Raw genomic sequence first — 26,631 nt, forward strand, 5'->3', positions numbered from 1 at the left:
TCTGATGTTGGGAAAATTAACACTTGATGCGGTTCCGTTGCATGAACCGATCATCATGGTCACCGTTGCTGCAATCATCGTTGGCGGGCTGGCACTGCTGGCGCTGATCACGTATTTCGGCAAATGGAAGTGGCTGTGGAGCGAATGGCTGACCTCGGTCGACCATAAAAAAATCGGTATCATGTACATCATCGTGGCCATGGTTATGTTGCTGCGTGGTTTTGCTGATGCCATCATGATGCGTAGCCAGCAGGCGCTCGCGTCTGCCGGTGAGGCCGGATTCCTGCCGCCGCACCACTACGACCAGATCTTTACCGCGCACGGCGTCATCATGATCTTCTTCATGGCGATGCCTTTCGTGGTGGGTCTGATGAACGTGGTGGTACCGTTGCAAATCGGTGCGCGCGACGTTGCCTTCCCGTTCCTGAACTCCCTGAGCTTCTGGTTCTTCGTGGTTGGTGTGGTCCTGATCAACATCTCGCTGGGTGTCGGTGAATTCGCACAGACCGGCTGGTTGGCCTATCCGCCGCTATCAGGCAAGGAATACAGCCCTGGCGTCGGGGTCGATTACTGGATCTGGAGTCTACAGATTTCCGGTCTGGGTACCCTGTTGACCGGTGTGAACTTCTTCGCCACCATCCTGAAGATGCGTGCCCCTGGCATGCCAATGATGAAGATGCCAGTGTTCACCTGGGCAGCACTGTGTACTAACGTGCTGATCATCGTCTCCTTCCCAATTCTGACCGTCACCGTTGCATTGCTGACCCTGGATCGCTATCTGGGCACCCATTTCTTTACCAATGATATGGGCGGCAACATGATGATGTACATCAACCTGATTTGGGCCTGGGGTCACCCAGAGGTGTATATTCTGGTTCTGCCGGTGTTCGGTGTATTCTCTGAAGTCACCGCCACCTTCTCGAAGAAACGCCTGTTCGGCTATACCTCACTGGTATGGGCAACCATCGCGATCACCGTTCTGTCGTTTATCGTTTGGCTGCACCACTTCTTTACCATGGGGTCAGGCGCCAACGTTAACGCCTTCTTCGGCATTGCCACGATGATCATTTCCATCCCGACCGGGGTGAAAATCTTCAACTGGCTGTTCACCATGTACCAAGGCCGTATTCAGCTTAACTCCGCGATGCTGTGGACCGTGGGCTTCATCATCACCTTCTCCATCGGTGGGATGACCGGCGTGCTGCTGGCGGTACCGGGTGCCAACTTCGTGCTGCACAACAGCCTGTTCCTGATTGCCCACTTCCATAACGTGATTATCGGTGGTGTGGTGTTCGGTTGCTTCGCTGGCCTGACCTACTGGTTCCCTAAATCCTTCGGCTTCCGTCTGAATGAGACTTGGGGTATCCGCGCATTCTGGTTCTGGATCATCGGGTTCTTCGTCGCCTTTATGCCGCTGTACGCACTGGGCTTTATGGGGATGACCCGCCGTATCAGCCAGAATATCAATCCTGAGTTCCACCCTCTGCTGCTGGTTGCGGCTGGCGGTGCAGCGCTGATTGCCTGCGGTATCCTGTGCCAGGTGATTCAGGTTTACGTCAGTATCCGCGACCGCGAGCAGAACCGCGATCTAACCGGTGACCCGTGGGGTGCACGTACGCTGGAGTGGTCAACGTCTTCACCACCTCCGTTCTATAACTTCGCCGTAGTGCCAGAAATTCATGACCGTGATGCATTCTGGGACATGAAAGAAAAAGGCGAAGCCTATAAGAAACCCGCGAAGTACGAGCCGATTCATATGCCGAAGAATACCGGTGCCGGTGTGATTATTGCTGGCTTCAGCCTGGTATTTGGTTTCGCGATGATCTGGGATATCTGGTGGATGGCGATTGCCGGCTTCGTCGGCATGATCGTGACCTGGATCGTCAAGAGCTTCGATGAAGATGTTGATTACTATGTGCAGGTTGATGAGATCGAGCGCATTGAAAACCAACACTATGAACAAATCAGCAAAGCAGGCGTGAAACATGTCAACTGATACTCTGACCAACCATAGCGCAGCCCATGCCGAGCATGGGCACCACGACGCAGGAGAAACCAAGGTCTTCGGATTCTGGATCTACCTGATGAGCGACTGTATTTTGTTTGCGAGCTTGTTCGCAACCTATGCAGTACTGGTGAACGGGACCGCGGGCGGTCCCACTGGGAAAGATATCTTCGACCTGAATTTTGTACTGGTTGAAACTTTCCTGCTGCTGTTCAGCTCCATCACCTACGGTATGGCGATGATCGGCATGAACAAGGGCAAGGTAAGCAGCGTTAACACCTGGCTGTTCCTGACCTTCCTGTTTGGCGTCGGCTTCGTGGCGATGGAGATCTATGAATTCCATCACCTGATCGCCGAAGGTTACGGCCCAGACCGCAGTGCGTTCCTCTCCAGCTTCTTTGCGCTGGTAGGTACTCACGGTCTGCACGTGACCACCGGCCTGATCTGGATCATCATCATGATGATCCAGGTGAGCAAGCGTGGCCTGAACCCAACCAATAAAACCCGTCTGATGTGTCTGAGCCTGTTCTGGCACTTCCTGGACGTGGTCTGGATCTGCGTATTTACCGTTGTCTACCTGCTGGGGGTAATGTAATGAGCCATTCATCCCATGATACCTCTCACGGCGGCGCAAGCCACGGTAGCGTGAAGTCATATCTGACCGGCTTTATCCTGTCGGTCATCCTGACGGTGATCCCATTTGCGATGGTGATGAGCGGCAGCGCCTCTCACTCCACCATCCTGGCGGTTGTGGTCGGCATGGCGGTTATCCAGGTGATCGTTCACCTGGTTTACTTCCTGCATATGAACACCTCATCGGAAGAGCGCTGGAACCTGGTGGCATTGCTGTTCACTGCTATGATCATCGGTATCGTTGTTGTGGGTTCACTCTGGATTATGTACAACCTCAACATCAACATGATGGTCGATTAAGAGCAGAGCTGGACGTGATGATTAAGCAATACCTGCAAGTAACTAAACCAGGAATTATTTTCGGTAATTTAATTTCTGTCGTCGGGGGATTCCTGCTCGCTTCCAAAGGAAGCATCGACTATCCCCTGTTTCTCGCCACCCTGTTGGGAGTCTCGTTGGTGGTTGCCTCGGGCTGTGTATTTAACAACTACATTGACCGCGACATCGACAAGAAAATGGAGAGAACGAAGAACCGGGTGCTGGTAAAAGGCCTGATCGCGCCGAGTGTGAGCCTGGTTTACGCTACCTTGCTGGGTATTGCTGGTTTTGCACTGCTGTATATCGCAGCCAACCCGCTGGCCATGTGGCTGGCGGTGATGGGCTTTGTGGTTTATGTCGGCGTTTACAGCCTGTACATGAAACGCCACTCGGTATACGGCACGCTGATCGGCAGCCTGTCGGGAGCCGCGCCGCCGGTTATTGGCTACTGCGCGGTCACTAACGAGTTTGATGCTGGTGCGTTGATCCTGCTGGCCATCTTCAGCCTGTGGCAGATGCCGCATTCTTATGCGATTGCCATCTTCCGCTTTAAAGATTACCAGGCAGCCAATATTCCAGTACTGCCGGTGGTGAAAGGCATCTCCGTTGCCAAAAACCACATCACGCTCTACATCCTGGCGTTTATGATCGCCACGCTGATGCTGACCCTGGGTGGTTATGCCGGCTACAAATACCTGATCGTCGCAGCGGCGGTGAGCGTATGGTGGCTGGGCATGGCGTTACGCGGCTACAAAGCCGAAAATGACAGCGTCTGGGCGCGCAAACTGTTTGTGTTCTCAATCGTGGCCATTACTTCACTTAGCGTGATGATGTCGATCGATTTCAGTGCCAGTGCCACACCAGAAACCCTGTTAACCTACGTTTGGTAAACAGCGGTTATCTGCGAATGGGCCGCTTAGCGGCCCATTTTATTTGTTTCGGAGAAAAGCACGCCAACTGTAATATCTGTTAAACAACATTCGATTTACCCCCCCAGCCCTACGCACTAGAATGACGCAACTTTGCCGAGGCTATTCCAACTGGCCAAGTCCCCCGCTTAACCTGTTGGAATAGGTTCGATACCCTATGAATTTCAAGTTGCAGCTAGGCGACAAGCTTGCTCATCCCCAGGAGCTTACTTTTGTAAGTGACCTGGGGTGAGCAAGTGCAGGTAACAACGCTGCAACTTGAAAGGCGACGGGTTAACTGAGGTTTACATGAACGACAATATTATGACGCCCCTAGAACGCCGCGCGACCTGGGGCTTGGGTACCGTTTTCTCACTGCGCATGCTCGGCATGTTTATGGTGTTACCGGTACTGACCACCTATGGGATGGCGCTGCATGGTGCCAGTGAGGCACTGATTGGTCTGGCTATCGGTATTTATGGCCTGGCGCAGGCGGTATTTCAGATCCCTTTCGGCCTGGTTTCCGACCGCATTGGCCGTAAGCCGCTGATCGTCGGCGGGCTGCTGATCTTCGCCCTCGGCAGCGTGATCGCCGCCTTGAGCGATTCGATCTGGGGCATCATTCTTGGCCGTGCATTGCAGGGTTCCGGGGCGATTGCCGCTGCGGTGATGGCGCTGCTGTCGGATTTAACCCGCGAACAGAACCGTACCAAGGCGATGGCGTTTATCGGCATCAGCTTCGGCATCACCTTTGCTATCGCCATGGTAGTAGGCCCGATAGTGACCCATGCTTTCGGTTTGCAGGCGCTGTTCTGGATGATTGCCGTGCTGTCATTAGCCGGTATCGCCATCACCTTGCTGGTCGTGCCTTCTGCCGACGAACATGTGCTGAACCGGGAATCGAGCATCGTGCGGGGCAGTTTCAGCAAGGTGCTGAATAATTCGCGGCTGTTGAAACTCAACTTTGGCATTCTGTGCCTGCATATCTTGCTGATGTCCAGCTTCGTCGCCCTACCGCTGGCGATGGAAAAAGCCGGGCTGGCCGCTGCGGACCACTGGAAAGTCTATCTGGTCACCATGCTGGTTTCCTTTATCGCCGTAGTGCCGTTTATTATCTATGCGGAAAAATACCGCCGTATGAAGCAGGTCTTTATGGGCTGCGTAGCGGTGCTTTTTTGTGCCGAGGTAGTGCTGTGGTTTTCTGGTCAGCATCTATGGGGCATCATTGCCGGGGTGCAGTTGTTCTTTATGGCGTTTAACGTCATGGAAGCTATTCTGCCTTCGCTGATCAGTAAAGAGTCCCCGGCAGGTTATAAAGGCACGGCGATGGGGATTTACTCCACCAGCCAGTTTATTGGCGTGGCCATCGGCGGCAGTGTCGGCGGTTGGTTGTACGGCCTACAGGGAGCAGGATTGGTGTTTATCGCCGGAGCGGTACTTGCCGCCGTCTGGTTTGTGGTCAGCAGTACCATGAAAGAGCCGCCTTACGTCAGCAGCCTGCGTATCACGTTGTCTGAACTGGCGGTAAAAGATTCGGCGTTACAAAGCCGTTTGCTGGCTCAGCCGGGCGTAGCGGAGGCGGTCGTGGTTCCAGAGGAGCGCAGCGCTTACGTGAAGGTAGATACCAAACAGACCAATCGCGGCCAGTTGGAAGCCCTGATCGCTGCGCTTTAAGGATGCCCATCTACTTTGGCTTAATCGTCTGTTGTTCCCCCTCACCCCAACCCTCTCCCCAAAAAGGAGAGGGAGCTGGTACGGCATTATAGTCAGGCACACCACTCTGTCTGTGGCATGTACAGATGAATATTTGACGTGGGATTGCAGATTGGAACAGACGTAACGTTGTAGCACGATCGGTCCCCTCTCCCCAAAAAGGAGAGGAGCTGGTACGGCATTATAGTCAGGCACAACACTCTGTCTGTGGCATGTTCAGATGAATATTTGACGTGGGGTTGCAGACTGGATCAGACGTAACGTTGTGGCACGATCGGTCCCCTCTCCCCAAAAAGGAGAGGAGCTGGTACGGCATTATAGTCAGGCACAACACTCTGTCTGTGGCATGTACAGATGAATATTTGACGTGGGATTGCAGACTGGAACAGACGTAACGTTGTAGCACGATCGGTCCCCTCACCCCAAAAAGGAGAGGAGCTGGTACGGCATTATAGTCAGGCACAACACTCTGTCTGTGGCATGTTCAGTTGAATATTTGACGTGGGGTTGCAGACTGGAACAGACGTAACGTTGTAGCACGATCGGTCCCCTCTCCCCAAAAGGAGAGGGGCTGGTACGGCATTATAGTCAGGCACAACACTCTGTCTGTGGCATGTTCAGATGAATATTTGACGTGGGGTTGCAGACTGGAACAGACGTAACGTTGTGGCACGATCGGTCCCCTCTCCCTGTGGGAGAGGGTTAGGGTGAGGGGCTATCCCCCCAGATCGGCACTACTTAATCGCGGAAGTTTTTAAACTGGAACGGCTGCCCCAGATCGGCACCACGGATCAGCGCCATCACGCTTTGCAGATCGTCGCGGGCCTTACCGGTAACGCGGATTTCATCACCCTGGATCTGCGCCTGTACCTTCAGCTTGCTGTCTTTGATCAGCTTGACGATCTTCTTCGCCATTGAGCTTTCGATCCCCTGCTTGAGCTTGGCATCCACGCTATAGGTTTTGCCACTGTGGGTCAGCTCTTCCGGGATCTCCAGCGCGCCGCCTTCAATGCTGCGTTTCATCAGTTTTTCACGCAGGATATCCAGCAGTTGCTGCACCTGGAAGTCAGACTCGCTGGCGACCTTAATGCTTTCGTCTTTCTCGTTCAGCTCAAAGCTGGCCGGTACGTTACGGAAATCCCAACGGGTGCTGAGATCGCGGGTAGCGTTATCAACGGCGTTGCGAACTTCCTGCATATCAATTTCGGAAACGATGTCGAAAGATGGCATACTTCTCTTCCTCCTGAATGGGTGCTCTATGATTTCGATGCCGTGCATAATACCTGCTTTGCGGTTGCAGGCAAAATTCGGATATGCGCTTGAACAAGACGTTCAACAACAGAAAAGCCTATAATCAAAAGGATACACCAGTGGTCTTACCGGACACCAAGGAGATTTTATGAAAATAACCATTCTTGGTTGCGGTGCACTCGGACAACTGTGGCTGGCCAAACTCTATCAGCAGGGTCACGATGTACAGGGATGGCTACGGGTGCCCCAACCATTTTGTGCGGTCAACGTCATTGAAGCCGACGGCACATCGTTTAACCGTAATTTGCCCACCAACGATCCCGAGCACCTGCGGCAAAGTGAGTTGCTGCTGGTCACCCTGAAAGCCTGGCAGGTTTCCAGCGCGGTGACAGCATTGCTGCCCAAGTTACCCCCTCACTGTGCCATTTTACTGTTACATAACGGCATAGGGACTCAAGAAGAGCTGCCACCGCACAGCCAGCCGGTGTTACAGGGCATCACCACGCATGCCGCACGCCATGATGGTAACACCATTGTGCACGTCGCCAACGGTACCACCCATATCGGCCCAACGACCCAGCAAGCGACCCATCTCAGCCATCTGGCAGAGATACTGCATCAGGCCATGCCGGACGTTGCCTGGCATAATAATATTGCTTCGGCCAGTTGGCGCAAGCTGGCGGTCAACTGTGTCATCAACCCGCTAACCGTGCTGTATGACTGCCGCAATGGCGATCTGCAACGCTATCCTGAGCAGATAGAGCTTATCTGCCGTGAAGTGGCTAGCGTGATGGAGATGGAAGGTCACCACACCTCATGCGAAAGCCTGGTGTTCTATGTGATGCAGGTGATCCAGCTGACGGCGGACAACACGTCCTCAATGCTGCAGGATATCCGTTCTCAGCGGCACACCGAGATCGACTATATTACCGGTTATTTGCTGCGTCGCGGACGCAGCCACGGCATTTCCCTGCCAGAAAATACCCGGCTGTTTGAAATCATTAAACGCAAGGAAAATAGCTATGAGCGCATCGGCATTGGTCTGCCTGGCACCTGGTAGTGAAGAAACCGAAGCCGTAACCACCATCGACCTGCTGGTTCGCGCCGGAGTCAAAGTAACGACCGCCAGCGTAGCCAGTGACGGCAGCCTGACCATCGTCTGCTCACGCGGCGTGAAGCTGCTGGCAGACGCCCCCTTGGTGGCGATTGTTGATGACCACTTTGACGCCATCGTCTTACCTGGCGGTATCAAGGGTGCGGAATGTTTTCGCGATAGCCCGTTGCTGGTGGAAAAAGTCCGCCAGATGCATCTGCAAGGCAACATTGTCGCCGCCATCTGTGCGGCTCCGGCCTTGGTATTGCAGCATCACCAACTGTTCCCTATCGGTAATATGACCGGTTTCCCCGGCCTGAAGGAGCAGATCCCCGAAGGACAGTGGATGGAAAGACGCGTTGTTTTCGACCCACGCGTCAACCTGCTCACCAGTCAAGGGCCAGGCACCTCGATGGAGTTTGCCCTGAAACTGATCGATTTGCTGTTGGGGAAGGCCAAAGCGGCTGAGATAGCGGCACAGCTGGTACTGATCCCTGGCATGTACGACTTCCGCGATTGAATCAATATCGGCAGGCCGGTTGGCCTGCCAAGCCAATGACTTATTCGCTGATGGTAAAGGTCAGCGTTGAAAGCAACACGGATTCATCACATTTCGCCTTATCCACATAAGGCAGTTTATGTTCGGTTTCGACTACCCAATATCCCGCCTTCAGCGGGTAAACATTGACTTTGCCCTTACCGTCCGTCTGATTCAAAAAGGCTTTGGCATGACTATGAGTATGCCCGTGGTGCTGGTGTTGGTCGCCAAAACCGGCAAACGTCGCCGTCACATCGGCATTCTTTAACGGTTTCCCGTCATACAATACCTGTATTGGCAACGGCTGCCCTGGCTTGATAGTAGCCGGGTTGGCCAACGGGATAATTTCCAACTGCAACCCCTGTGGCTGGCTGATGACTGCGGTCTCTGTCGCCCCATCGATGTTCACAATGGTTTTGCCAAACATGGAAGCCCGCTCGCAGTACAGCGCGTCTGGCATTTCCGTCCTGCTCTGCTGTTGCCATCCCGCTTTATTTTTCGACCAATAGGTAGGTTTATAGATAGCGATAGCGGCATAGCTGCCCTTGGCTAACGGTTTTTCCGTCACGAACTGGTAATTCTCTTTACCAGGCTTCAGCATCAGATCCCCATTCTTTCCGATCAACTGTGCCGGTGAGAAAATGTGCAGGCGATCTTCAGGGATCGTTTCTGCGCTAGGGAACTCATCTCCATAACCTAGTTCTATCGTGCTCTGTCCACCCGCAGCGGGTAGCGCATTAACCCATAAAGAATGGGCCTGCGAATGGTTGATAAACCAAAAAGGCAATATCACCACCAACTTTTTTAACCGCATTAACCTGCTCCTTTCCCAATCAATAAAAGATACGTTATAACATAACAACAAATAAACCAAAGTGAGTCACTATGTCAAAGTTATTCGAGGGAAAAGAGAAAAAAGAGGATCAAACAGGAGAAGTGGATAAGGGTAGCAACACCAGAGAAACGGCATTGCTACCCTGCAACGCAGATTACGGGCGGTAGACTTTCACGTTAGCGTAGCCCTGCTCCAGCAGGTACAGCGCTTGCAAACGGCTCATCACTCCGCGCTCACAGTACAACAGATAGGTTTTGCTCTGATCGAGATCGGCAAACTGCGTGCCTAACTTGTAGAACGGCAGCAGTTTGACTTCCACCTGCGCCAGTTGCAGCGGCTTCTCTTCCTGCTCGTCCACCGAGCGGATATCCAGTATCACTTCGTCTGCGCTGAATTCAGCCACGGTTTCTACTTCGGCGACCTGCTGACTGGTTTCTTCTGCGATAGTGCGGATATCGACGTTACGCGCTTCGCGCACCACGCGATCGAGGATTTCGAAGTCAAAGTGCCCTTCTTCCTCTTCAATCCTGGCTTTGATTGCCTTGACCGTCGGGCTTTTTGAGATCACGCCACAATACTCCGGCATGGTCTTGGCGAAGTCTTCGGTGCCGATTTCACGCGCCACGTTGATGATGTGCTCTTTATCATGCGAGATCAGCGGGCGCAGGATCAGGGTATCGGAGGCGTTATCGATCAGGCGCAGGTTGGTCAGGGTCTGGCTGGAAACCTGGCCCAGCGCTTCGCCGGTCACCAAAGCCTGTACACCATAACGTTCAGCAACCTGGGAAGCGGCACGCACCATCATGCGTTTTAGCACCACGCCCATCTGGCCGTCATCGACCTTTTCCAGGATCTCACCGACCACCGGTTCAAAATCGATCGCCACAAAGCGTACCTTGTGTGAGCTGCCGAAGCGGTTCCACAGATAGTAGGCAACCTGCTTGACGCCAATTTCGTGCGCCGCACCACCCAGATTAAAGAAGCAATAATGTACGCGACAGCCACGGCGCATCAGCATATAGCTGGAAACACCAGAGTCAAAACCGCCGGAAATCAGTGACAGCACATCTTCCTGGGTGCCGATCGGGTAGCCGCCAATGCCTTCGCGGCGCGCCTTGACCAGCATCAGCTTATCGTCATCGATCTCCAGGTTTACCGTAACCTGAGGGCGAGAAAGTTTGACGCGTGCGCTTTCAATATGCTGGTTCAAACCGCCACCGACGTAGCGCTCTACGTCCTGGGAACTGAACTCATGCTTGCCACGGCGTTTCACCCGCACGCAGAAGGTCTTGCCTTCCAGTTGTTCGCGGTAGGTTTCCAGCGTCTGCTCAAAGATATGGTGGACATCGGTATAAGCGCGATCTTCCACCTCCAGGATATGGTGAATGCCGGGAATTCGCGTCAGGGCATCGGCAATCGCCGGGCGCTGATCTTCGTCTTTGGCACGCACCTCGATAAAATCCCAGTGACGGACAACCGCCAGAGTTTCATCATACTGCTTCAGGACGTTACGGATGTTGGTAGTCAGGATCTTGATAAAGCGCAAGCGCACAGATTGACTCTTGATGGTGATTTCCGGGAACAATTTAATGATAAACTTCATGGCGGTCTTTATAGTCTGATGAAAATTACGCAATACCCTGCCCTATGGGTTTCAGCGGCGGTGGTTAGCTGCCACTGCAAGGCTATTAGGTATACAATGGCGATAATATTGATAAAATCGCGGGCTGGCCGGGCTTTTATCAATCTTATCTGGGCGCGAAGTATATCACTATCTGCACGCGCGCCGTGCACAAAACCACATAGACGTGCCATGATTTGCTAATCAAGATCCGCTAGGATAGGCTCGGGTCTCACTGTTCACATGATGATGTAAAAAGAAAACTATGGCGAAAAAACCTGCACAATCAGACAGTAAAGAGCAAAGCATCAGCTTTGAGAATTCTCTGAACGAACTTGAGAGTATCGTAACCCGCCTGGAATCCGGCGATTTGCCGCTGGAAGATGCGCTCAATGAGTTTGAACGTGGCGTCCAATTGGCTCGCCAGGGCCAACAAAAGCTGCAACAGGCGGAGCAGCGCGTACAGATCCTGCTTAACGACCAAAGCGACGATGCTGCACTGGCCCCTTTTACCCCGGACGCTGAGTAATTACGATGTCTGAGTTCCACGATCAGTTACAGGCCTTCCATCAGCGCAGCGATCGCGCACTGCTTGGCTATATCGCTCCACTGCCGTTCAATGATGGCAAAATGGTTGAGGCGATGCGTCACGGCGCCTTACTGGGCGGTAAACGGCTACGACCTTTTCTGGTTTATGCCACCGGGCAAATGTTTGGCCTGAGCCTGGCAAATCTGGATGCCCCAGCAGCGGCGGTGGAGTGCATCCATGCCTATTCGCTGATCCACGACGATCTGCCAGCGATGGATGACGACGATCTGCGCCGTGGCCAGCCAACCTGCCATATCAAATTTGGGGAAGCCAACGCGATTCTGGCGGGCGATGCCCTGCAAACGCTGGCTTTCTCGATCCTGGCTGACGCCGATATGCCCGATGTAGCCCTGCGCGATCGGCTGGCAATGATTTCCGAACTGGCCAAAGCCAGCGGCGTGGCCGGCATGTGCGGCGGCCAATCGCTGGATCTGGAAGCCGAAGGTAAGCAGATCGATCTACAGGCACTAGAACAGATCCACCGCCATAAAACCGGCGCGCTGATCCGTGCTGCGGTTCGTTTGGGGGCATTGGCCGCCGGCGAGCCGGGCCGTGCCGCACTCCCTGAGCTTGATCGTTACGCGGCCGCCATTGGCCTGGCGTTTCAGGTACAGGACGACATTCTTGACGTCGTGGGCGAAACCGAAAAAATCGGTAAACGCCAAGGCTCCGACCAACAGCTTGGCAAGAGTACCTACCCGGCCCTGCTTGGGCTTGACAGCGCCAAGTTAAAAGCGTGGGATCTCTATCAGGAAGCCTTGGCCGCATTAGACTCGTTGACCACACAATCTTATAACACCGCACCATTACGTGCCTTGGCCAACTTCATTATTGAACGCGACAATTAACTCCTCTGATATGAGTACTGAATGAGTCTTGATATAGCCAAATACCCGACCTTGGCCTTAGCGGAAAGTCCTGAAGAGCTCCGCTCGTTGCCAAAAGAAAGCCTGCCGAAGTTATGTGATGAACTGCGGCAATACCTGCTGGACAGCGTCAGCCGCTCCAGTGGTCACTTTGCGTCTGGGCTGGGTACCGTCGAGCTGACGGTGGCACTGCATTACGTCTACAACACTCCTTTCGATCATCTGGTTTGGGACGTTGGCCATCAGGCTTATCCACACAAGATCCTGACCGGCCGGCGTGATCGCATCTCGACCATCCGCCAGAAAAACGGCCTGCACCCGTTCCCGTGGCGCGCCGAAAGTGAATATGACGTGCTGTCCGTTGGCCACTCTTCAACCTCGATCAGCGCGGGTCTTGGCATGGCCGTGGCCGCCGCGCGTGAGGGCAAAAACCGCCGCACCGTCTGCGTGATTGGCGACGGTGCCATCACCGCTGGCATGGCGTTCGAAGCCATGAACCATGCGGGCGACATCACCCCGGATATGCTGGTGGTGCTGAACGATAACGAAATGTCGATCTCCGAAAACGTCGGAGCGTTGAATAATCATCTGGCGCAGTTGCTGTCTGGCAAGCTCTACTCCACGCTGCGCGAAGGCGGCAAGAAGGTGCTCTCCGGCGTACCGCCGATCAAAGAACTGCTCAAGCGTACCGAAGAACACCTCAAAGGCATGGTCGTCCCCGGCACGCTGTTTGAAGAGTTGGGCTTTAACTACATTGGCCCGGTAGACGGGCACGACGTGCAGGGATTGGCCACTACGCTAAAAAACATGCGTGACCTGAAAGGCCCACAGTTACTGCATATCATGACCAAGAAAGGCCGTGGTTATGCTCCGGCAGAAAAGGATCCGATCAGCTTCCACGCGGTGCCGAAATTCGATCCGGCGAGCGGCACCCTGCCAAAAAGTGCTGGCGGCCTGCCAACCTATTCCAAGATCTTTGGTGAATGGCTGTGTGAAACGGCGGCCAAAGACAGCCAACTGATGGCGATCACCCCAGCCATGCGCGAAGGTTCCGGCATGGTGCAGTTCTCACGCGACTATCCGCAGCAATATTTCGACGTGGCGATCGCCGAGCAACATGCGGTAACTTTCGCCGCCGGGTTGGCAATCGGCGGTTACAAGCCGGTGGTGGCGATCTACTCCACTTTCCTGCAGCGCGCCTACGATCAGGTGATCCACGACGTGGCGATCCAGGAACTGCCGGTGATGTTTGCCATCGATCGTGGCGGAATTGTCGGTGCCGATGGCCAGACCCACCAGGGCGCATTTGATATTTCGTTCCTGCGCTGCATCCCGAACATGGTGATCATGACGCCGAGCGACGAAAACGAATGCCGCCAGATGCTGTACACCGGTTATCACCATAACGCTGGCCCAAGTGCGGTACGCTACCCACGGGGCAACGGTACGGGGGCAACGCTGGAACCTCTGGCCGCACTGCCGCTCGGTAAGGGCATAGTGCGCCGCGAAGGGGAAAAGATTGCCATCCTCAACTTTGGTACCCTGTTGGCGGAAGCCGCTCAGGTCGCCGAGGCGATGAACGCGACGCTGGTAGACATGCGCTTTGTCAAACCACTGGACGAACAACTGGTGCTGGAAATGGCCGCCAGCCACGAAGTGCTGGTGACGCTGGAAGAGAACGCCATCATGGGGGGCGCTGGCAGCGGGGTTAACGAACTGCTGATGGCCAAACGCCGCGTGGTGCCCGTACTGAATATTGGCCTGCCGGATTGCTTTATCCCACAGGGCGGTCAGGAAGAGATCCGCAGCGATCTGGGCCTGGATGCGGCCGGTATTCAACGCCAGATCGAAACCTGGTTGGCATAGTCTAGCCAAGGGCGCCGCATCATGTGGTCAGTTTTGAATAGCTGCACGGCGTAGCCAAAAACGCAAAAACCCGACTGGTGAGGTCGGGTTTTTGCGTTTCGGCCAACGACTCTGGCCGGGGTAGAACTATCCCTAACTAACCAAGCCAGTATAAGACAAAAGATTGAGAGGTGCAAATTCGTACAGCTTATCGCTCGTTTTTTACACACCTCTCCGATATAATCGGGAGGTTAGTCATAGTGATAGTTAAACTTTGGCCATCCGCAGCGTGGGATCAACGTTTTCAAGTCCTGGCTGAAATAACAGATGGTGCTGATTTCAGTGCTCTGGCCGGAGTGGCACTATCCCTAACTAACACTTGGGATAAACCGTTGTGACAGGCAGCGTATGAGTAAACAGCGGCGTTCTCACTCCACTTGATGGAGAAACGGATGAAAACTTTGATTGATAAAGTTCTCATCGTTCTTAAAGCGCTGGTTGCGCTGCTGGAACTGATTCGCCGGCTCATCGATTGATGACAGTGAAAACGTAGCTAAGGTCGGGGGTTGCCGCCTCCGACCTTTAACAACGGCTATCGAGCGCTACCAAAGTGATCGTAGCCACTCCACGGCAGTTCAACCTCTTGCTGATCGCGGTAGAACTTCATCCCTTCAGACTGCGGGCCGATCTGGCCAATACAGGTGTAATCCGCGCCTAAATGGCTTAATGCCACTTCCAACGCCCCCCGATTGATCTCTGGCACGGTGAAGCAAAGCTCATAATCTTCACCACCGGTCAGCGCCCAGCGCAACGCCTGCTCCGCATCGGTATTGTAGTTCAGCGTCTGCGATATCGGCAGCTCATCGAGTTCAATGCGAGCACCGCATTCGGAGGCGTTCAACACGTGCCTCAGGTCTGAAATCAGGCCATCGGAGAGATCAATTGCCGAGCTGGCCAAATCACGCAGCGCCTGGCCTTGCAGCACACGCGGATACGGGCGCAGATGGCGTGCCAACAGATATTCATGCGAAGCCCGATCGCTCACTTGCAAACGATCCTGCAGGATTGCCAGCCCGGCGGCGCTGTCACCCAGCGTACCGGTCACGTAAATCCAGTCACCAATGCGCGCGCCGCTGCGGGTTAGCGCCCGCCCGACAGGAATATGGCCATGGATCGTCAGCGTCATACTCAGCGGGCCACGGGTGGTGTCGCCGCCAATCAGCTGCATGCCGTAGTAATTCATCTGTTCGAACAGGCTATCGCTGAACGCCTTGAGCCACTCTTCGTTCACTTCCGGCAACGTCAACGCCAGCGAAAGCCACGCGGGATCGGCGCCCATTGCCGCCAGGTCGCTCAGGTTAACCGCCAGGGCTTTATAGCCGAGATCGGCGGGATCGATATCCGCCAGGAAGTGAATACCCGAAACCAGGGTATCGGTACTGATGGCTAAAAGCTGCTTTTCCGGCACTGTAAGCAGTGCGCAGTCATCGCCAATGCCGAGCTGTACGTCGCGGCGCACACTTTTGAACCGGTCAAAATAGCGGGCAATGAGATCAAATTCGCCACATGCCATAATTCGTCTTCCAAAGAAGTAAGGCCGGTTTCCCGGCCTTATATTTTATTTTTTCCTACGGATGCTGGGGGCCGCTTTATCCAGCACGCCATTGACAAACTTGTGGCTATCTTCCGCGCCGAAGGTTTTCGCCAGTTCGATCGCTTCGTTGATGGCCACTTTGTAAGGGACATCTTCACGCATTTTCAGCTCGAACAGCGCAATGCGCAGTACGGCTCTTTCCACCTGGCCCAATTCTTCGAGCTGGCGCGACAGGAAGGGGGCCATCAGGCCATCCAGCATACCTGCGTTGACTGCCACACCGGACAGCAGCTCACGAAAATAGGCGACGTCAACATCTTTGACATCCTGCTCCGTCAGGAACTGGTGTTCAACATCGGCAATGTCATTTTTAGACAACTGCCAAGAGTAAATCGCTTGAACAGCGCACTCACGAGCGCGACGACGAGCAGCAGGTTTCACGGAATTCCCCTTAAACTAAATTCAGGCTTTAATAGCTTTGATTACATTAATCATTTCAAGTGCGGTCAGGGCGGCTTCTGCGCCTTTGTTGCCCGCTTTGGTGCCGGCACGCTCGATCGCTTGTTCGATGCTTTCGGTAGTCAGCACGCCAAAGGCAACCGGGATCTCGGTATTCATCGAGACTTGGCCCAGACCGGAGCTGGCTTCGCCCGCCACATATTCGAAGTGCGCGGTGCCCCCACGGATCACCGTACCCAGAGCAATCACCGCATCATATTTGCCGGTATTAGCCAGCACGCGTGCGGTTAATGGCAGCTCGTAAGCGCCTGGAACCCAAACAACGGTGATGTTGTCATCAGCAACCTGGCCGATACGTTTCAGTGCATCAATGGCACCTTGCAGCAGGCTGTCGTTGATGAAATTGTTAAAACGTGCAATTGCGATCGCCACACGGGCATTTGGAGTAGCAACAACACCTTCGATAACTTTCATGGGCTTTCCTTAAAAATAGGTTCAATACCCCGCAGGGGGGCGGATTCTATCATATTCTTTGTCCGCCTGCGCGGCGCTTTTGTAAAACGCGGCTGCACCGGCAGACAAAGGTTACATTCTCTATTTGGCGGTTAGCCGCAGGCGCAGATCGGGGCCAATCTGGCGCACCTCGCTAAAGGCAAATTCAGGCACGTCGGCCAACTGCGTCAACCCCGGTAATTGGCATAGCCCGCGAGCATTATCACCCAATAATTTGGGCGCGATGTACAAGATGAGCTCATCCACCAGCCCAGCCTGCAGCAGCGCACCGGCAAGCTGCGCGCCAGCCTCGACCCAGATGCTGTTCACCTGACGCTTGGCCAATTGCATCATCATCACCACCAGATCGATACCGCCGCCGTGCAGCGGGAAGGATAATTGCTCCACACCTGCTGGCCAAATCCGATCGTCTGGCTGCTGGCGTGCCAACCAGGTCATCCCCGGTTGCTGCACGACCCGGTGCTGCGGCGTAACCCGGTTCTGGCTGTCCAGAATAATCCGTAGCGGTTGACGCAGATTGTCACGCGGATAGATCTTTTGGGTTTCACTGCTCAGTTCATCCCAACGCACCGTCAGCGCGGGGTCATCAGCCAACACGGTCGCGCTGGTGCTGAGGATAGCCGAGCTAGCCGCCCGCAACTCCTGTACATCCCGCCGGGCCTGCGGTGAGGTGATCCACTGGCTTTCCCCAGAGGCCATCGCCGTACGACCATCCAGTGAAGCCCCCAGCTTGAGCTGCACATAGGGAAACCCGGTGCGCATACGCTTGAGGAACCCCAGATTGACCGCTTCCGCCTCGGCCAGCATTACGCCGTGGCGCACTTCAATGCCCGCCTGTTGCAGCTTGTATAGCCCACGCCCGGCAACCTGCGGATTGGGATCTTGCATGGCAGCCACCACGCGGCTGACTCCCGCGGCGATCAACGCATCTGCACAAGGTGGCGTACGGCCATGGTGGCTACAAGGTTCCAGCGTGACATAGGCCGTGGCCCCCCGCGCCTTTTCCCCCGCCATGCGCAAAGCGTGTACTTCCGCATGAGGCTCACCGGCCCGCAAATGAAAGCCTTCACCCACGATGCTGCCATCGCGCACGATAACGCAGCCCACGTTCGGGTTCGGCGTGGTGGTGAAACGCCCCAGACGTGCCAACTCAAAGGCGCGCGCCATATAGAATTCGTCGTTTTGCATGCGGATCCCGTTAATCCTGCAGTTTGGCGATCTCTTCGCCGAATTCGCGAATGTCTTCAAAACTGCGATACACCGAAGCAAAGCGGATATACGCGACCTTATCCAGCTTCTTTAACGCATCCATTACCAGATTGCCGACCATTTTGGTGGGCACTTCACGCTCGCCGGTAGCACGCAGCTGGGATTTGATATGGTTGATGGCGTTTTCTACGTCGTCGGAGCTGACCGGGCGCTTTTCCAGCGCTTTCAGCATGCCACGGCGCAGTTTATCTTCGTTGAACGGTTCGCGAACCTCATCACTTTTGATCACCCGTGGCATCACCAGTTCGGCCACTTCAAAAGTGGTAAAACGTTCATTACAGACCAGACATTGGCGACGACGGCGCACCTGCGATCCATCACCCACCAGGCGGGAATCAATCACTTTGGTATCAACGGCAGCGCAGAAAGGGCAATGCATAACTCGTCCTGATAAGCGTTTACATAGTTGCACACAGTTTACCCCGAACTACCGCCACAACAAAGACCGCCGGACATTTGTTGCGAATTGCATCCACGATTGCGCAATAAAGCAGCCATACTTAGTGGTAGACATGACTTTGGCCAGCGATCGGGCTAAGCTGGGAGCCAGTGTTATTGAAGAGGAAATTGCCGTTATGACAATCCGTTATCGCCAGGTTTGTCTGCTCACCGCCATGATCCTGCTGGCCGGTTGCGCACAGAACCGCGAAGTGCCGAAACTCACCAACCAGGTGGTTGAGCTCAAGCAGGTGCTGGGGGAGTTGACCGAGCAGGCTACCTCCCTGGAGCGCCAAAACCGGCTTAACCAAAGCTCTAGCAGCGGCGTCTACCTGCTGCCCGCCGCCAATAATGCCGCCAGATTACAAAGCAGCGTGGGTGAACTGAGCCTATCGCTCAACTATGTGAAGAGCGAAGCCAACGGCAGCCAGGCAATACTGTATGTGCGCACGCTCTCAGGCCAATATCTGCCCGGTTTTACCGCTACGTTGGAGTGGGGCCAACTGGATGCCGCAACCGGTATGCCACTAAGTGCGCAAGCGCAGTCGCAACAAATTCAGAGCGCCAGTTCGCTGCTGCCAAAAACCGAGCAAATCTTTGAACTGCGCCTGAGTGGCGTAACGCCATCGCAATTGGGCTATCTCCGTGTGCATAGCGTAGAGCCCATCACTCAACGTTGATGCGGTAAATCACCCAATCCCCGTCGTTCACGGGGATTGGGTCAGTAAGGTTAGCCCAAACGCTGCAACTTCGCCGGTAACCCCTGCCGTACCGCCGCCCCGCTGACCCAGTCCAGCCAGCTGTTGCCTACTTCGCGAGTCGGATCGGCCAGCCCTAAATCGTTGAGGTTGATCCCTGCGGCAATGCGTGGATCTGCCGCCAATGCCTGCCCATCCAGTGAATGAACCCGTGCCCCCATCTCACGATGCCCGTAGCCGTGTTCAATGGCAATCACGCCCGGCATGACCCCGTCGAGCAAGCTGATTTGCGCTTCCACACTGCCGCCAGGCGTCTGCAACCTGACCCGGTCGCCATGTTGTAACCCATTGCGCTCGGCATCTAGCGGATTGAGCGCGACCAGATTAACCGCCTTCACGGCCCGCAAACGTTCGATAGGAGCGGTTGAGCTGCTCATCAGATGCGACTTGAACGACATCAGGCGGAACGGCCATGCCTCGCTCGGATAGTGTTGCGCCACGTCGGAACCGTCGGCAAAACGAGGTGGATAATAGGTTGGGCAGCCGCTATAGCGCTCCCCAGTCATGGCATGACGATGGCGTGCCACCTCCTCATTCCAGATATTCAGCCCTTGCTTCCACTGTGGGCCGGTCGCCTCCCCTTGCCAAGCCTGCTCATGAGGCGCGAAACGGCCACCACGCGCCAGCATATAGCCCACCCGCAGCCGCTCATCCGCTTTCAATACCTGATTCAGCGCCGGTTGCAGACGATCGACACCGGTCAGGCGCAGCTCACTCTCCGTCGCCTCAGGCAGCGGCTCGCCAGCAAACACCACGTTGGCCGCAGCGCGCAGGTAATAATCCTCGGCACAATGCAGCCCGCAAAGATCCCCTTGCGCATCCTGTAACGCCCCTTCGCCGAAGCCCGGCAACCCCATGGCCTTCGAGAGCGCAATAACAAAGCTCTCCAGCGCGATCGGCTGTCCGTCCGCCGTCTTGGCCGTGCGCGCAGGCACTATCGGCCAACGCGCGGTACTTGCCTTGACCATGACGCCAGACCAAGGGGAGGTAAAACCCCAGCTTTCAAAGTTGTGCGTATCCGGCACGATATAGTCCGCCAACGCGCTGGTTTCGTTAATAAAGGCGTCGACGGAAATAAACAGCGGCAGGTGCTGCGGATCCTTCAGCCTGCTCTCCACCACCTCGCGCAATCCGGCCACACCGTAGAGCGGGTTGCCCATGTGATTGATCCAGGCTTTCAGCCGATAAGGGTATCCCATCAACGCCGGAGCCAGCTGCTCGGTAAACTGACCAGCCACAAAGGGATACCACGGCCCACGAGCCGGATAAGGATTGACGCCTTGTTCCACCTTGCGACGATATTCGTCTGACTTTTCGTACGCCTGCTTACTGCGCGACAGTACCAATCCTTTCGGCTTCACCATGTCAGGGAAAGTGGCAAGATTGTAGCGTGGCCCTTCGGCAAACTCCTTGAACTTGCCGCCGCCCACCGAAACACCCCCCTTGAGATTAAGGTTACCGATCAGCGCATTGAGCATCATCACCGCCCAACTGCTGTAGAAACCGTTGCCGCTCATCATGCCACCATGGGAGATCACTGCCGCCTGCCGCTGATAAGAAGTAAACTCCTTGGCCAACGCCGCAATGGTTTCAGCGCTAACGCCACACTGGGCGCTGTATTCGGCCAGCGTAAAACGTTGCGCCGCCAGTTGCAGACAACGGAAGCTGGAGCGCACCCGTACCTGTGAGCCATCGGCCAGTTGAACCTGCTGCTCAACCAGCAACTGCCCACGCATGGCCTCGGTGGCAGGCAGTGGTTCGTCTCGCTGGGCGTCCCACACCAGGGCAGGGCTTTCTTCATCACCGCCAGCCTCAGCTATCAAATGTGACTTACGCAGGAACTGGCCACACAAAGGATGATCGTCATCGATCACCACCAAATGGGTAGCATTCGACCAGCTTTTTTCACCGGCCGCCTGCATGGCCGCCTCGCCAGGTAACGCCAGATAATCGGCGTTATAACGCTCCTTATCGATAATCCAGCGGATCATGCCCATCGCCAGCGCGGAGTCCGTCCCCGGCAATACCGGCACCCAGCGGTTATGATCGTTGACCAGCGTGGTGGTTAACGGCAATGCTGGGGCCACCACCACGTAGCGGAACTCATCGCGCAGGCGGGCATTGGCTAACTGACGCCCCTGCCGTTTGAACGGATTACCGGACTGTGCGGGTGACGTCCCCAGAAACAGTGCAAAGCGCAGATGATCCCAGTCAGGTTTCACATGGGCGTTTTTGTCCAGATCGCCCATCAGCGCCCCGGAACCCGCCCGGTAGGCCAGCCCACAGTAAGCGCCGTGATGGCCGAAGTTGCGCGTGCCAAAGGCGTTTTGCGCAAAACGTTTGATAAAGCTGTCTCGCCCCTCATCACCAGCGTTGGTGACCAGCAGTTGGTTAGCCTTCGGCCCGAGCGCTGGCTGTGCCGGATCGAGCGGCGTTTGCAGATCGCGGATGGTCCGTAATCCCTCCACTGGCCCTTCACCAAACAGATCGCCGCCTTCAACCACTTCCTTGATCAACTGTTCAAAACTGATGCGCTGCCACTGCCCGCCACCGCGCGGCCCTACCCGTTTCATCGGCTCCAGCACCCGGTACGGGCTGGTCAGCCCTTCCAACAGGGTAGCACCGCGAGCACAGGCGGTTGAGCGTTGTTCCAGACCAGCATCCCCGCCTAGCCGGTTTAGCGCATCACTCACCGGCAAACGATAGGGAAAATGGTGATCGTGTGACAGCGGGTGATAAGGATTACCCGCCACGCGCAGTATCTGATTGCTGTCACGATCGACCCGCACCCGCAGGCCGCACAGCGTCCAGCAGCCAAAACATTGCGTCATGGAAACGGCCTGCTGCGGATTGGCCTGCCAGCCTTCGGGATGCTGGCGGCCTTCTGGCGGTAACGCATTGGCGCTGATCCGGTCTAGCGTCAGCTTCCCACTGCTGCCATCGCGCAGGCCGGTAAACACCTTCTGCACCATTTCGCTGTAGCTGGCAGCAAACACGGCCAGCCCACCCAAAGCGAGCCCGCCCTTCAACCACTGACGACGCGTTGACTTAGCCATAGCGTTTTTTCTCCATCAACCCATGCTGTAATTCACGAACCCCGATGATTAATGCCAGCCACAGCCCGAAGGTACCGAGGATAGCCAATAGCCCCTCGCTGCCGAGCGGTAAAACATAGGGGTTGAGCAATATATTGAACTTGGGCAGCGTCTGGGTTTGCATCAGCAGCATCCAGCGCACGCCCCAACAGAGCAGCAACGCTGCCACGCATTGTGCTAACAGACCTGCCGTCCCTAGCGCCCGATGACGCAATCGCCAAGCCGAAACCATCAATAGCAGGATAGCTACGGCAAATGCGCTACCAGCCAATGACCAAGCGCTCCCCTGAGCGGGTAACTGGCGCAGCGCAGCGGCGGAGTCACTACCATCCAACCACCAGCCCAGGCTGGAGAGGCACAGTAACAATAGGGAAAGCCCCTGATAGCGAGCCAAACGAGGCTGCCACTGAGGCTCATGGCGTAACCAATAGGCCAGCATTGGCGGAACGGCCTGCATAGCGGTGAGCAGCAATAGCCAAGGTAACCACAGGCTGTACCACAGCGGTTGTGAACGCAGCACAGACACTTCCCGGCCGGTATAGAGCAGGATGCTGACTGCTGAAAGCAGCGTGGCCAATGCCACCCAACGCAGCCATTTCTCTTCTTGCCAAGCGGGCCAAATCTGTAACCAACGCGCCCAGAACGGCAGGGCTTTTGCCCTCAGTTGGCAACGCAGCAGCAAAATGAAATAGGCCACGACCAGCAAGGTAAACAGTGGTAAAAACACCGAGCCAAGAGACATCCACGACCAAGGTGCGAAATGGGCATAGAAGTGCCAGATTCGAGCGGGTTGATGTAAATCTGCACTCAGGGCCAACGGAGCCACAGTGCCGCTCACCACCGCCAGCGAAACGGCAGCCAACTCCAGCCGAGATGCCTCAGGTGCCAAACGCCAGCGTAACCAGGCCGCAATGGCAATGCTGCTACATGCCAGACCGATGAAAAAGAAATACTGTACCGCCCAGGGCAACCAGGCGATCTCCTGCGGGCGAGCCATCACTTCGCGGATCATGAGTGTACCTCCTGCCACAGCGCCGGTTGTCCCCGGACATGGCTGACAAAAGCCTCATCCAGCCCCAGATAAAACACCTGTGGGTGCGTCCCCTGCTCGGGTTTCAGCACCTTTAGCTCCCCTCGATGCTGTTCCAGCGTGCGCCTCAAGGTGCCTTGTTCATCGTTAAGATCGCCGATCATGCGCGCACCGCCGACACAGGATTCAACGCAGGCAGGCAACAGCCCGGCATCCAGGCGGTGGACGCAGAAGGTGCATTTATCCGCGGTTTGGGTTTCATGGTTGATAAAGCGCGCCTCATAGGGGCAGGCTTGCACACAGTAGGCGCAGCCGACACAGCGGGTATTATCAATCACCACAATGCCGTCCTGACGCTGGAAGGTCGCCTGAACCGGGCAGACCGGCACGCAAGGCGGGTTATCGCAGTGATTGCACAGGCGCGGTAGCAGCACGTTGGTGGGGATACGCTGGCTATCCGTGACGACCTGATACTGCAGTACACTGGTGCGAAACTGCCCCTGCGGCAGCTGATTCTCTACCGCACAGCTAACCGTGCAGGCCTGGCAGCCAATACAGCGGCGCAGATCGATCAGCATCGCCATGCGCCTTTTGCTGTCGCCTTCCCGCCGTTCGGGTTGCAGTTGCCAGCCGGAATGCGCCAGCGGCACCAGTGCGGCTCCTGCGGTCAGGACACCGATGCGTTGTAAAAATTGCCGTTTTCCACTATCCATTGATTTCTCCCAAAAAGTATCAACCGGGGAGCTGATACAAAGGAGTGTAGAAGTGGCGCATGACCGCCCATATTGTGGTTTACCACATTCCCTACGGCGGCTTGATCCAGGACAATTATGGTGGGCGATCGAGATCATAAAAATGGAGATGATGTGAAAAAAGCACTACTGATGATCTTGCTATGCAGCTGGCTGTGCCCGGCCTGGGCGGGCCAGCGGACCATCGCTGTACTGGCATTACGCGGTGATACACATGCTCTGGCCCAATGGCAGCCGTTAATTAACCATCTCAATCGCCAGTTCCCAGACGAAAGCTTTCAACTGTTGCCGCTCAACCTGGCCGATATGGGGAAAGCCGTCAACAACGGCCAGGTCGATTTTCTGCTCACCAACCCGGCGCAGTATATTCAGTTGGACAATAGTTACCCGTTACGCTGGCTGGTGTCCTTACGCTCCAACAAAAATCTGCAGAATGCCTCAAACAACGTGATAGGTAGCGTGATCCTGGTACGCCGCGATAGCACAGTGACCAAGGCTAATCAGCTCACCGGTAAAAAAGTGGGCGCGGTCTCCCCTGACGCCTTCGGCGGCTATCTGCTGGGTTATAAGGAACTGCTGGCCGCCGGCATACATCCGGAAAAAGATCTGCAACTGCACTTCAGCGGTTATCCCGTGGATGCCCTGCTTTATCTGCTGCGCGATCGGGCGCTGGACGCAGCCATAGTGCCGGTCTGCCTGTTGGAAGAGATGGAGGAAGAAGGATTACTAAAGGCCAGTGATTACCGTGCCCTGCTGGCCAAGCCCAACGCACAACCCTGCCTGACCAGCAGCGTACTTTACCCCAATTGGTCGTTTGCCGCCTTGAACCACGTGCCCGATCCCCTGGTCGACGAACTGACCCGCCAACTGTTGCAAATGAATACCCCAGGTCTTCCTAACTGGGGCGCTCCCGCTTCATCCCGCCAGGTAGACCAACTGCTGCGTGATCTGGATCGCCACCCAGCACAGCGTTCACTCTGGCAAGAGATACACAGTTGGGCACTGCAACATCTGCTCCTGCTTGGCGTGCTCGCCGGGGGCATGCTACTGCTCGGCGCAAATCATCTGTGGATCGGCCATCTGGTACGCCAACGTGGGCGCGAGCTTGAGCAAATGCATCTGACGCTGCGGGCCAGAGAAGCGGCGCTAGCCCGGGCGCAACGCCTCAGCACTCTGGGTGAGATGGCTTCCGGTTTCGCTCACGAACTTAACCAGCCGCTGGCGGCAATACGTCACTATGCCGAAGGCTGCCGTATCCGCCTTGAGCGCAGCGATCCGCAACACGAGCTGTTGCCGATCCTCGAACAGATTGGCCAACAGGCGCAACGAGGGGCAGAAACCATCGTCAATCTGCGCCAATGGGTCAGTAAAACGCCGCACCATGAAAGCACGCAATGGCTGATGCTGCGCCCCCTGGTGGAAAACGTCATCAAGCTGATGCGCATCGAACAGCATTACCCTCGGTGCCGCTTGGTCATCATCATCGCCCCGAAAAGCCAGTTGTATAGCCAGACCACGCTATTGGAGCAGGTGCTCACCAACTTGTTAAGCAACAGCCTGCAGGCCGGCTCCCAGCAGATCACCCTACGGCTGGAAACCGATGGCGTTCGGCAAACGCTGATACTGGAAGACGATGGCGGCGGCCTCAGCGCCGAACAGTTAGCACAACCATTCGTGCCTTTTCGCAGCACTAAATCGGAAGGGCTTGGCCTGGGGCTGGTGATCTGCCAGCGGCTGTTAAGGAGCCAGCAGGGTGAGCTGACGTTGGAAAATTATTCGATATCGCCACAACGGCAGGGGCTACGGATTATCCTGATCTTCCCCGGGTTCAAGAAGGAAACACGCTATGGCGCTGATACATCTGGTCGATGACGATCTGGCGGTCACCGACGCCAGCCGCTTTTTACTCGAAGGGCTGGGTTATCAGGTACAGATCTGGAACGACAGCCAAAGGTTTATAGACCAAGTCGCCCCTTACCAATGCGGCGTCGTGATGCTGGATATTCGCATGCCGGGGATCGATGGGCAGCAAATCCATCAGCGGCTACGCGAGCGGGAAAGCACGCTGGCAGTGGTGATCGTTACCGGCCATGGTGATATCGCCATGGCGGTAGCAGAGATGAAGTTGGGAGCGTTGGATTTCCTGCAAAAACCGATTGCCACAGCACCGCTGATCGAGGCGCTGGAACGGGGGTTCGCCCATTCTCAACGTCAGGTGGAACGCTACCAGTTGCAGCAGCGTTTCAGTACGCTGACCTCGCGCGAACGAGATATCGCCAGCGCCGTTGCCGCCGGAATGACCAACAAGGCCATCGCCGATCGTTACTTCGTCGCCGTACGCACCGTCGAGGTACACCGCTCCAAAGTGATGGAGAAGATGCAGGCCACCAGCCTGGCGGAATTGGTGAGTTCGCTAAACCTGTTGGCCGCGCAGGAGCAAAAAAAATGCCGGTCAGAGTAAACTGACCGGCATCAGGTTCAGGCGGTACACGGCTTATTCAGCCGTGT

General features: G+C 55.6%; 25 protein-coding genes. 14 read left to right on the forward strand and 11 right to left on the reverse strand.

The genetic code is table 11. The features are described from left to right. Positions 1-4 precede the first annotated feature (4 nt). From cyoB to ABIE29_RS06330, 5 genes are all read left to right on the forward strand, one after another. On the forward strand, positions 5-1,996 hold the full coding sequence (gene cyoB, locus ABIE29_RS06310; protein WP_429617301.1) for a cytochrome o ubiquinol oxidase subunit I: 1,992 nt from the start codon (positions 5-7) through the stop codon (positions 1,994-1,996). Further along, positions 1,986-2,600: a cytochrome o ubiquinol oxidase subunit III gene (locus ABIE29_RS06315; RefSeq protein ID WP_024528376.1), complete on the forward strand. Its 615-nt coding sequence runs from the start codon at positions 1,986-1,988 to the stop codon at positions 2,598-2,600. The genes cyoB and ABIE29_RS06315 overlap by 11 nt, the downstream gene beginning before the upstream one ends. Then, on the forward strand, positions 2,600-2,938 hold the full coding sequence (locus ABIE29_RS06320) for a cytochrome o ubiquinol oxidase subunit IV (protein ID WP_024483939.1): 339 nt from the start codon (positions 2,600-2,602) through the stop codon (positions 2,936-2,938). The genes ABIE29_RS06315 and ABIE29_RS06320 overlap by 1 nt, the downstream gene beginning before the upstream one ends. Positions 2,939-2,955: 17 nt before the next feature. Further along, a complete protein-coding gene (gene cyoE, locus ABIE29_RS06325) occupies positions 2,956-3,846 on the forward strand; it encodes a heme o synthase (RefSeq protein WP_429617553.1) in 891 nt (296 codons plus the stop codon). Between the two features lie 327 nt (positions 3,847-4,173). Further along, the gene (locus ABIE29_RS06330; protein ID WP_429617302.1) at positions 4,174-5,538 is read left to right on the forward strand and encodes an MFS transporter; all 1,365 of its coding nucleotides are present in this window, start codon (positions 4,174-4,176) and stop codon (positions 5,536-5,538) included. Between the two features lie 777 nt (positions 5,539-6,315). On the opposite strand, the gene ABIE29_RS06335 is transcribed toward ABIE29_RS06330, so the two are convergent. Beyond that, positions 6,316-6,807, reverse strand: coding sequence for a YajQ family cyclic di-GMP-binding protein (locus ABIE29_RS06335; RefSeq protein ID WP_024483937.1), 492 nt, complete (start codon positions 6,805-6,807; stop codon positions 6,316-6,318). 169 nt (positions 6,808-6,976) lie between these two features. On the opposite strand from ABIE29_RS06335, the gene panE reads away from it, so the two are divergent. Next, positions 6,977-7,888 carry a 2-dehydropantoate 2-reductase gene (panE, locus tag ABIE29_RS06340; protein WP_429617303.1) on the forward strand — a complete coding sequence of 304 codons (912 nt, stop codon included), beginning with the start codon at positions 6,977-6,979 and terminating at the stop codon, positions 7,886-7,888. After that, entirely contained in the window at positions 7,851-8,441 is a 591-nt protein-coding gene (gene yajL, locus ABIE29_RS06345; protein ID WP_429617304.1) for a protein deglycase YajL, read from the forward strand. The genes panE and yajL overlap by 38 nt, the downstream gene beginning before the upstream one ends. 40 nt (positions 8,442-8,481) lie before the next feature. On the opposite strand, the gene ABIE29_RS06350 is transcribed toward yajL, so the two are convergent. Both ABIE29_RS06350 and thiI read right to left on the reverse strand, forming a co-directional pair. After that, positions 8,482-9,273, reverse strand: a complete 792-nt coding sequence (locus ABIE29_RS06350) for a DUF4198 domain-containing protein (RefSeq protein WP_429617305.1) — start codon at positions 9,271-9,273, stop codon at positions 8,482-8,484. Between the two features lie 175 nt (positions 9,274-9,448). Further along, a complete protein-coding gene (thiI, locus tag ABIE29_RS06355) occupies positions 9,449-10,897 on the reverse strand; it encodes a tRNA uracil 4-sulfurtransferase ThiI (RefSeq protein WP_429617306.1) in 1,449 nt (482 codons plus the stop codon). Between the two features lie 283 nt (positions 10,898-11,180). Between thiI and xseB the strand changes: the two genes are divergently transcribed. The 4 genes from xseB (at position 11,181) to dinQ (ending at position 14,751) form a co-directional block, all read left to right on the forward strand. After that, complete coding sequence (gene xseB / locus ABIE29_RS06360; RefSeq protein WP_429617307.1) at positions 11,181-11,444, forward strand: exodeoxyribonuclease VII small subunit; 264 nt, start codon at positions 11,181-11,183, stop codon at positions 11,442-11,444. A 5-nt stretch (positions 11,445-11,449) separates the two neighbouring features. Then, on the forward strand, positions 11,450-12,352 hold the full coding sequence (gene ispA / locus ABIE29_RS06365) for a (2E,6E)-farnesyl diphosphate synthase (protein ID WP_429617308.1): 903 nt from the start codon (positions 11,450-11,452) through the stop codon (positions 12,350-12,352). A gap of 21 nt (positions 12,353-12,373) precedes the next feature. Then, entirely contained in the window at positions 12,374-14,236 is a 1,863-nt protein-coding gene (gene dxs / locus ABIE29_RS06370; RefSeq protein ID WP_429617309.1) for a 1-deoxy-D-xylulose-5-phosphate synthase, read from the forward strand. A gap of 431 nt (positions 14,237-14,667) precedes the next feature. Beyond that, positions 14,668-14,751 (forward strand): damage-inducible type I toxin DinQ, encoded by an 84-nt coding sequence (gene dinQ, locus ABIE29_RS06375; RefSeq protein ID WP_363135930.1) that lies wholly within the window; start codon positions 14,668-14,670, stop codon positions 14,749-14,751. A 56-nt stretch (positions 14,752-14,807) separates the two neighbouring features. Here the strand turns inward: dinQ and thiL are convergent, their stop codons facing one another. From thiL to nrdR, 5 genes are all read right to left on the reverse strand, one after another. Continuing rightward, a complete protein-coding gene (gene thiL / locus ABIE29_RS06380; RefSeq protein WP_429617310.1) occupies positions 14,808-15,788 on the reverse strand; it encodes a thiamine-phosphate kinase in 981 nt (326 codons plus the stop codon). Between the two features lie 45 nt (positions 15,789-15,833). Next, complete coding sequence (nusB, locus tag ABIE29_RS06385) at positions 15,834-16,250, reverse strand: transcription antitermination factor NusB (RefSeq protein WP_021180188.1); 417 nt, start codon at positions 16,248-16,250, stop codon at positions 15,834-15,836. 21 nt (positions 16,251-16,271) lie between these two features. After that, positions 16,272-16,742: a 6,7-dimethyl-8-ribityllumazine synthase gene (ribH, locus tag ABIE29_RS06390; RefSeq protein ID WP_021805495.1), complete on the reverse strand. Its 471-nt coding sequence runs from the start codon at positions 16,740-16,742 to the stop codon at positions 16,272-16,274. A gap of 120 nt (positions 16,743-16,862) precedes the next feature. Then, entirely contained in the window at positions 16,863-17,969 is a 1,107-nt protein-coding gene (gene ribD, locus ABIE29_RS06395; protein ID WP_429617311.1) for a bifunctional diaminohydroxyphosphoribosylaminopyrimidine deaminase/5-amino-6-(5-phosphoribosylamino)uracil reductase RibD, read from the reverse strand. 10 nt (positions 17,970-17,979) lie between these two features. Next, the gene (gene nrdR, locus ABIE29_RS06400; protein WP_021180191.1) at positions 17,980-18,429 is read right to left on the reverse strand and encodes a transcriptional regulator NrdR; all 450 of its coding nucleotides are present in this window, start codon (positions 18,427-18,429) and stop codon (positions 17,980-17,982) included. A gap of 196 nt (positions 18,430-18,625) precedes the next feature. Between nrdR and ABIE29_RS06405 the strand changes: the two genes are divergently transcribed. After that, positions 18,626-19,168: a DUF3251 domain-containing protein gene (locus tag ABIE29_RS06405; RefSeq protein WP_429617312.1), complete on the forward strand. Its 543-nt coding sequence runs from the start codon at positions 18,626-18,628 to the stop codon at positions 19,166-19,168. Between the two features lie 50 nt (positions 19,169-19,218). On the opposite strand, the gene ttrA is transcribed toward ABIE29_RS06405, so the two are convergent. The 3 genes from ttrA to ttrB are packed head-to-tail and all read right to left on the reverse strand — an operon-like array spanning position 19,219 to position 24,084. Further along, positions 19,219-22,302, reverse strand: a complete 3,084-nt coding sequence (gene ttrA, locus ABIE29_RS06410; RefSeq protein ID WP_429617313.1) for a tetrathionate reductase subunit TtrA — start codon at positions 22,300-22,302, stop codon at positions 19,219-19,221. Beyond that, on the reverse strand, positions 22,295-23,353 hold the full coding sequence (gene ttrC / locus ABIE29_RS06415) for a tetrathionate reductase subunit TtrC (protein ID WP_429617314.1): 1,059 nt from the start codon (positions 23,351-23,353) through the stop codon (positions 22,295-22,297). The genes ttrA and ttrC overlap by 8 nt, the downstream gene beginning before the upstream one ends. Next, entirely contained in the window at positions 23,350-24,084 is a 735-nt protein-coding gene (gene ttrB / locus ABIE29_RS06420; protein ID WP_429617315.1) for a tetrathionate reductase subunit TtrB, read from the reverse strand. Before ttrB ends, ttrC begins: the two co-directional genes overlap by 4 nt. A gap of 117 nt (positions 24,085-24,201) precedes the next feature. Between ttrB and ttrS the strand changes: the two genes are divergently transcribed. Together ttrS and ttrR are read left to right on the forward strand one after the other, a co-directional pair. After that, positions 24,202-25,995: a tetrathionate respiration histidine kinase TtrS gene (gene ttrS, locus ABIE29_RS06425; RefSeq protein WP_429617316.1), complete on the forward strand. Its 1,794-nt coding sequence runs from the start codon at positions 24,202-24,204 to the stop codon at positions 25,993-25,995. After that, positions 25,970-26,584, forward strand: a complete 615-nt coding sequence (gene ttrR, locus ABIE29_RS06430; RefSeq protein ID WP_429617317.1) for a tetrathionate respiration response regulator TtrR — start codon at positions 25,970-25,972, stop codon at positions 26,582-26,584. Before ttrS ends, ttrR begins: the two co-directional genes overlap by 26 nt. The last annotated feature ends 47 nt before the right edge of the window (positions 26,585-26,631 follow it).

Origin of the sequence: Serratia sp. 2723, assembly GCF_050434425.1 — a bacterium.
In the GTDB taxonomy this organism is placed as follows: domain Bacteria; phylum Pseudomonadota; class Gammaproteobacteria; order Enterobacterales; family Enterobacteriaceae; genus Chania.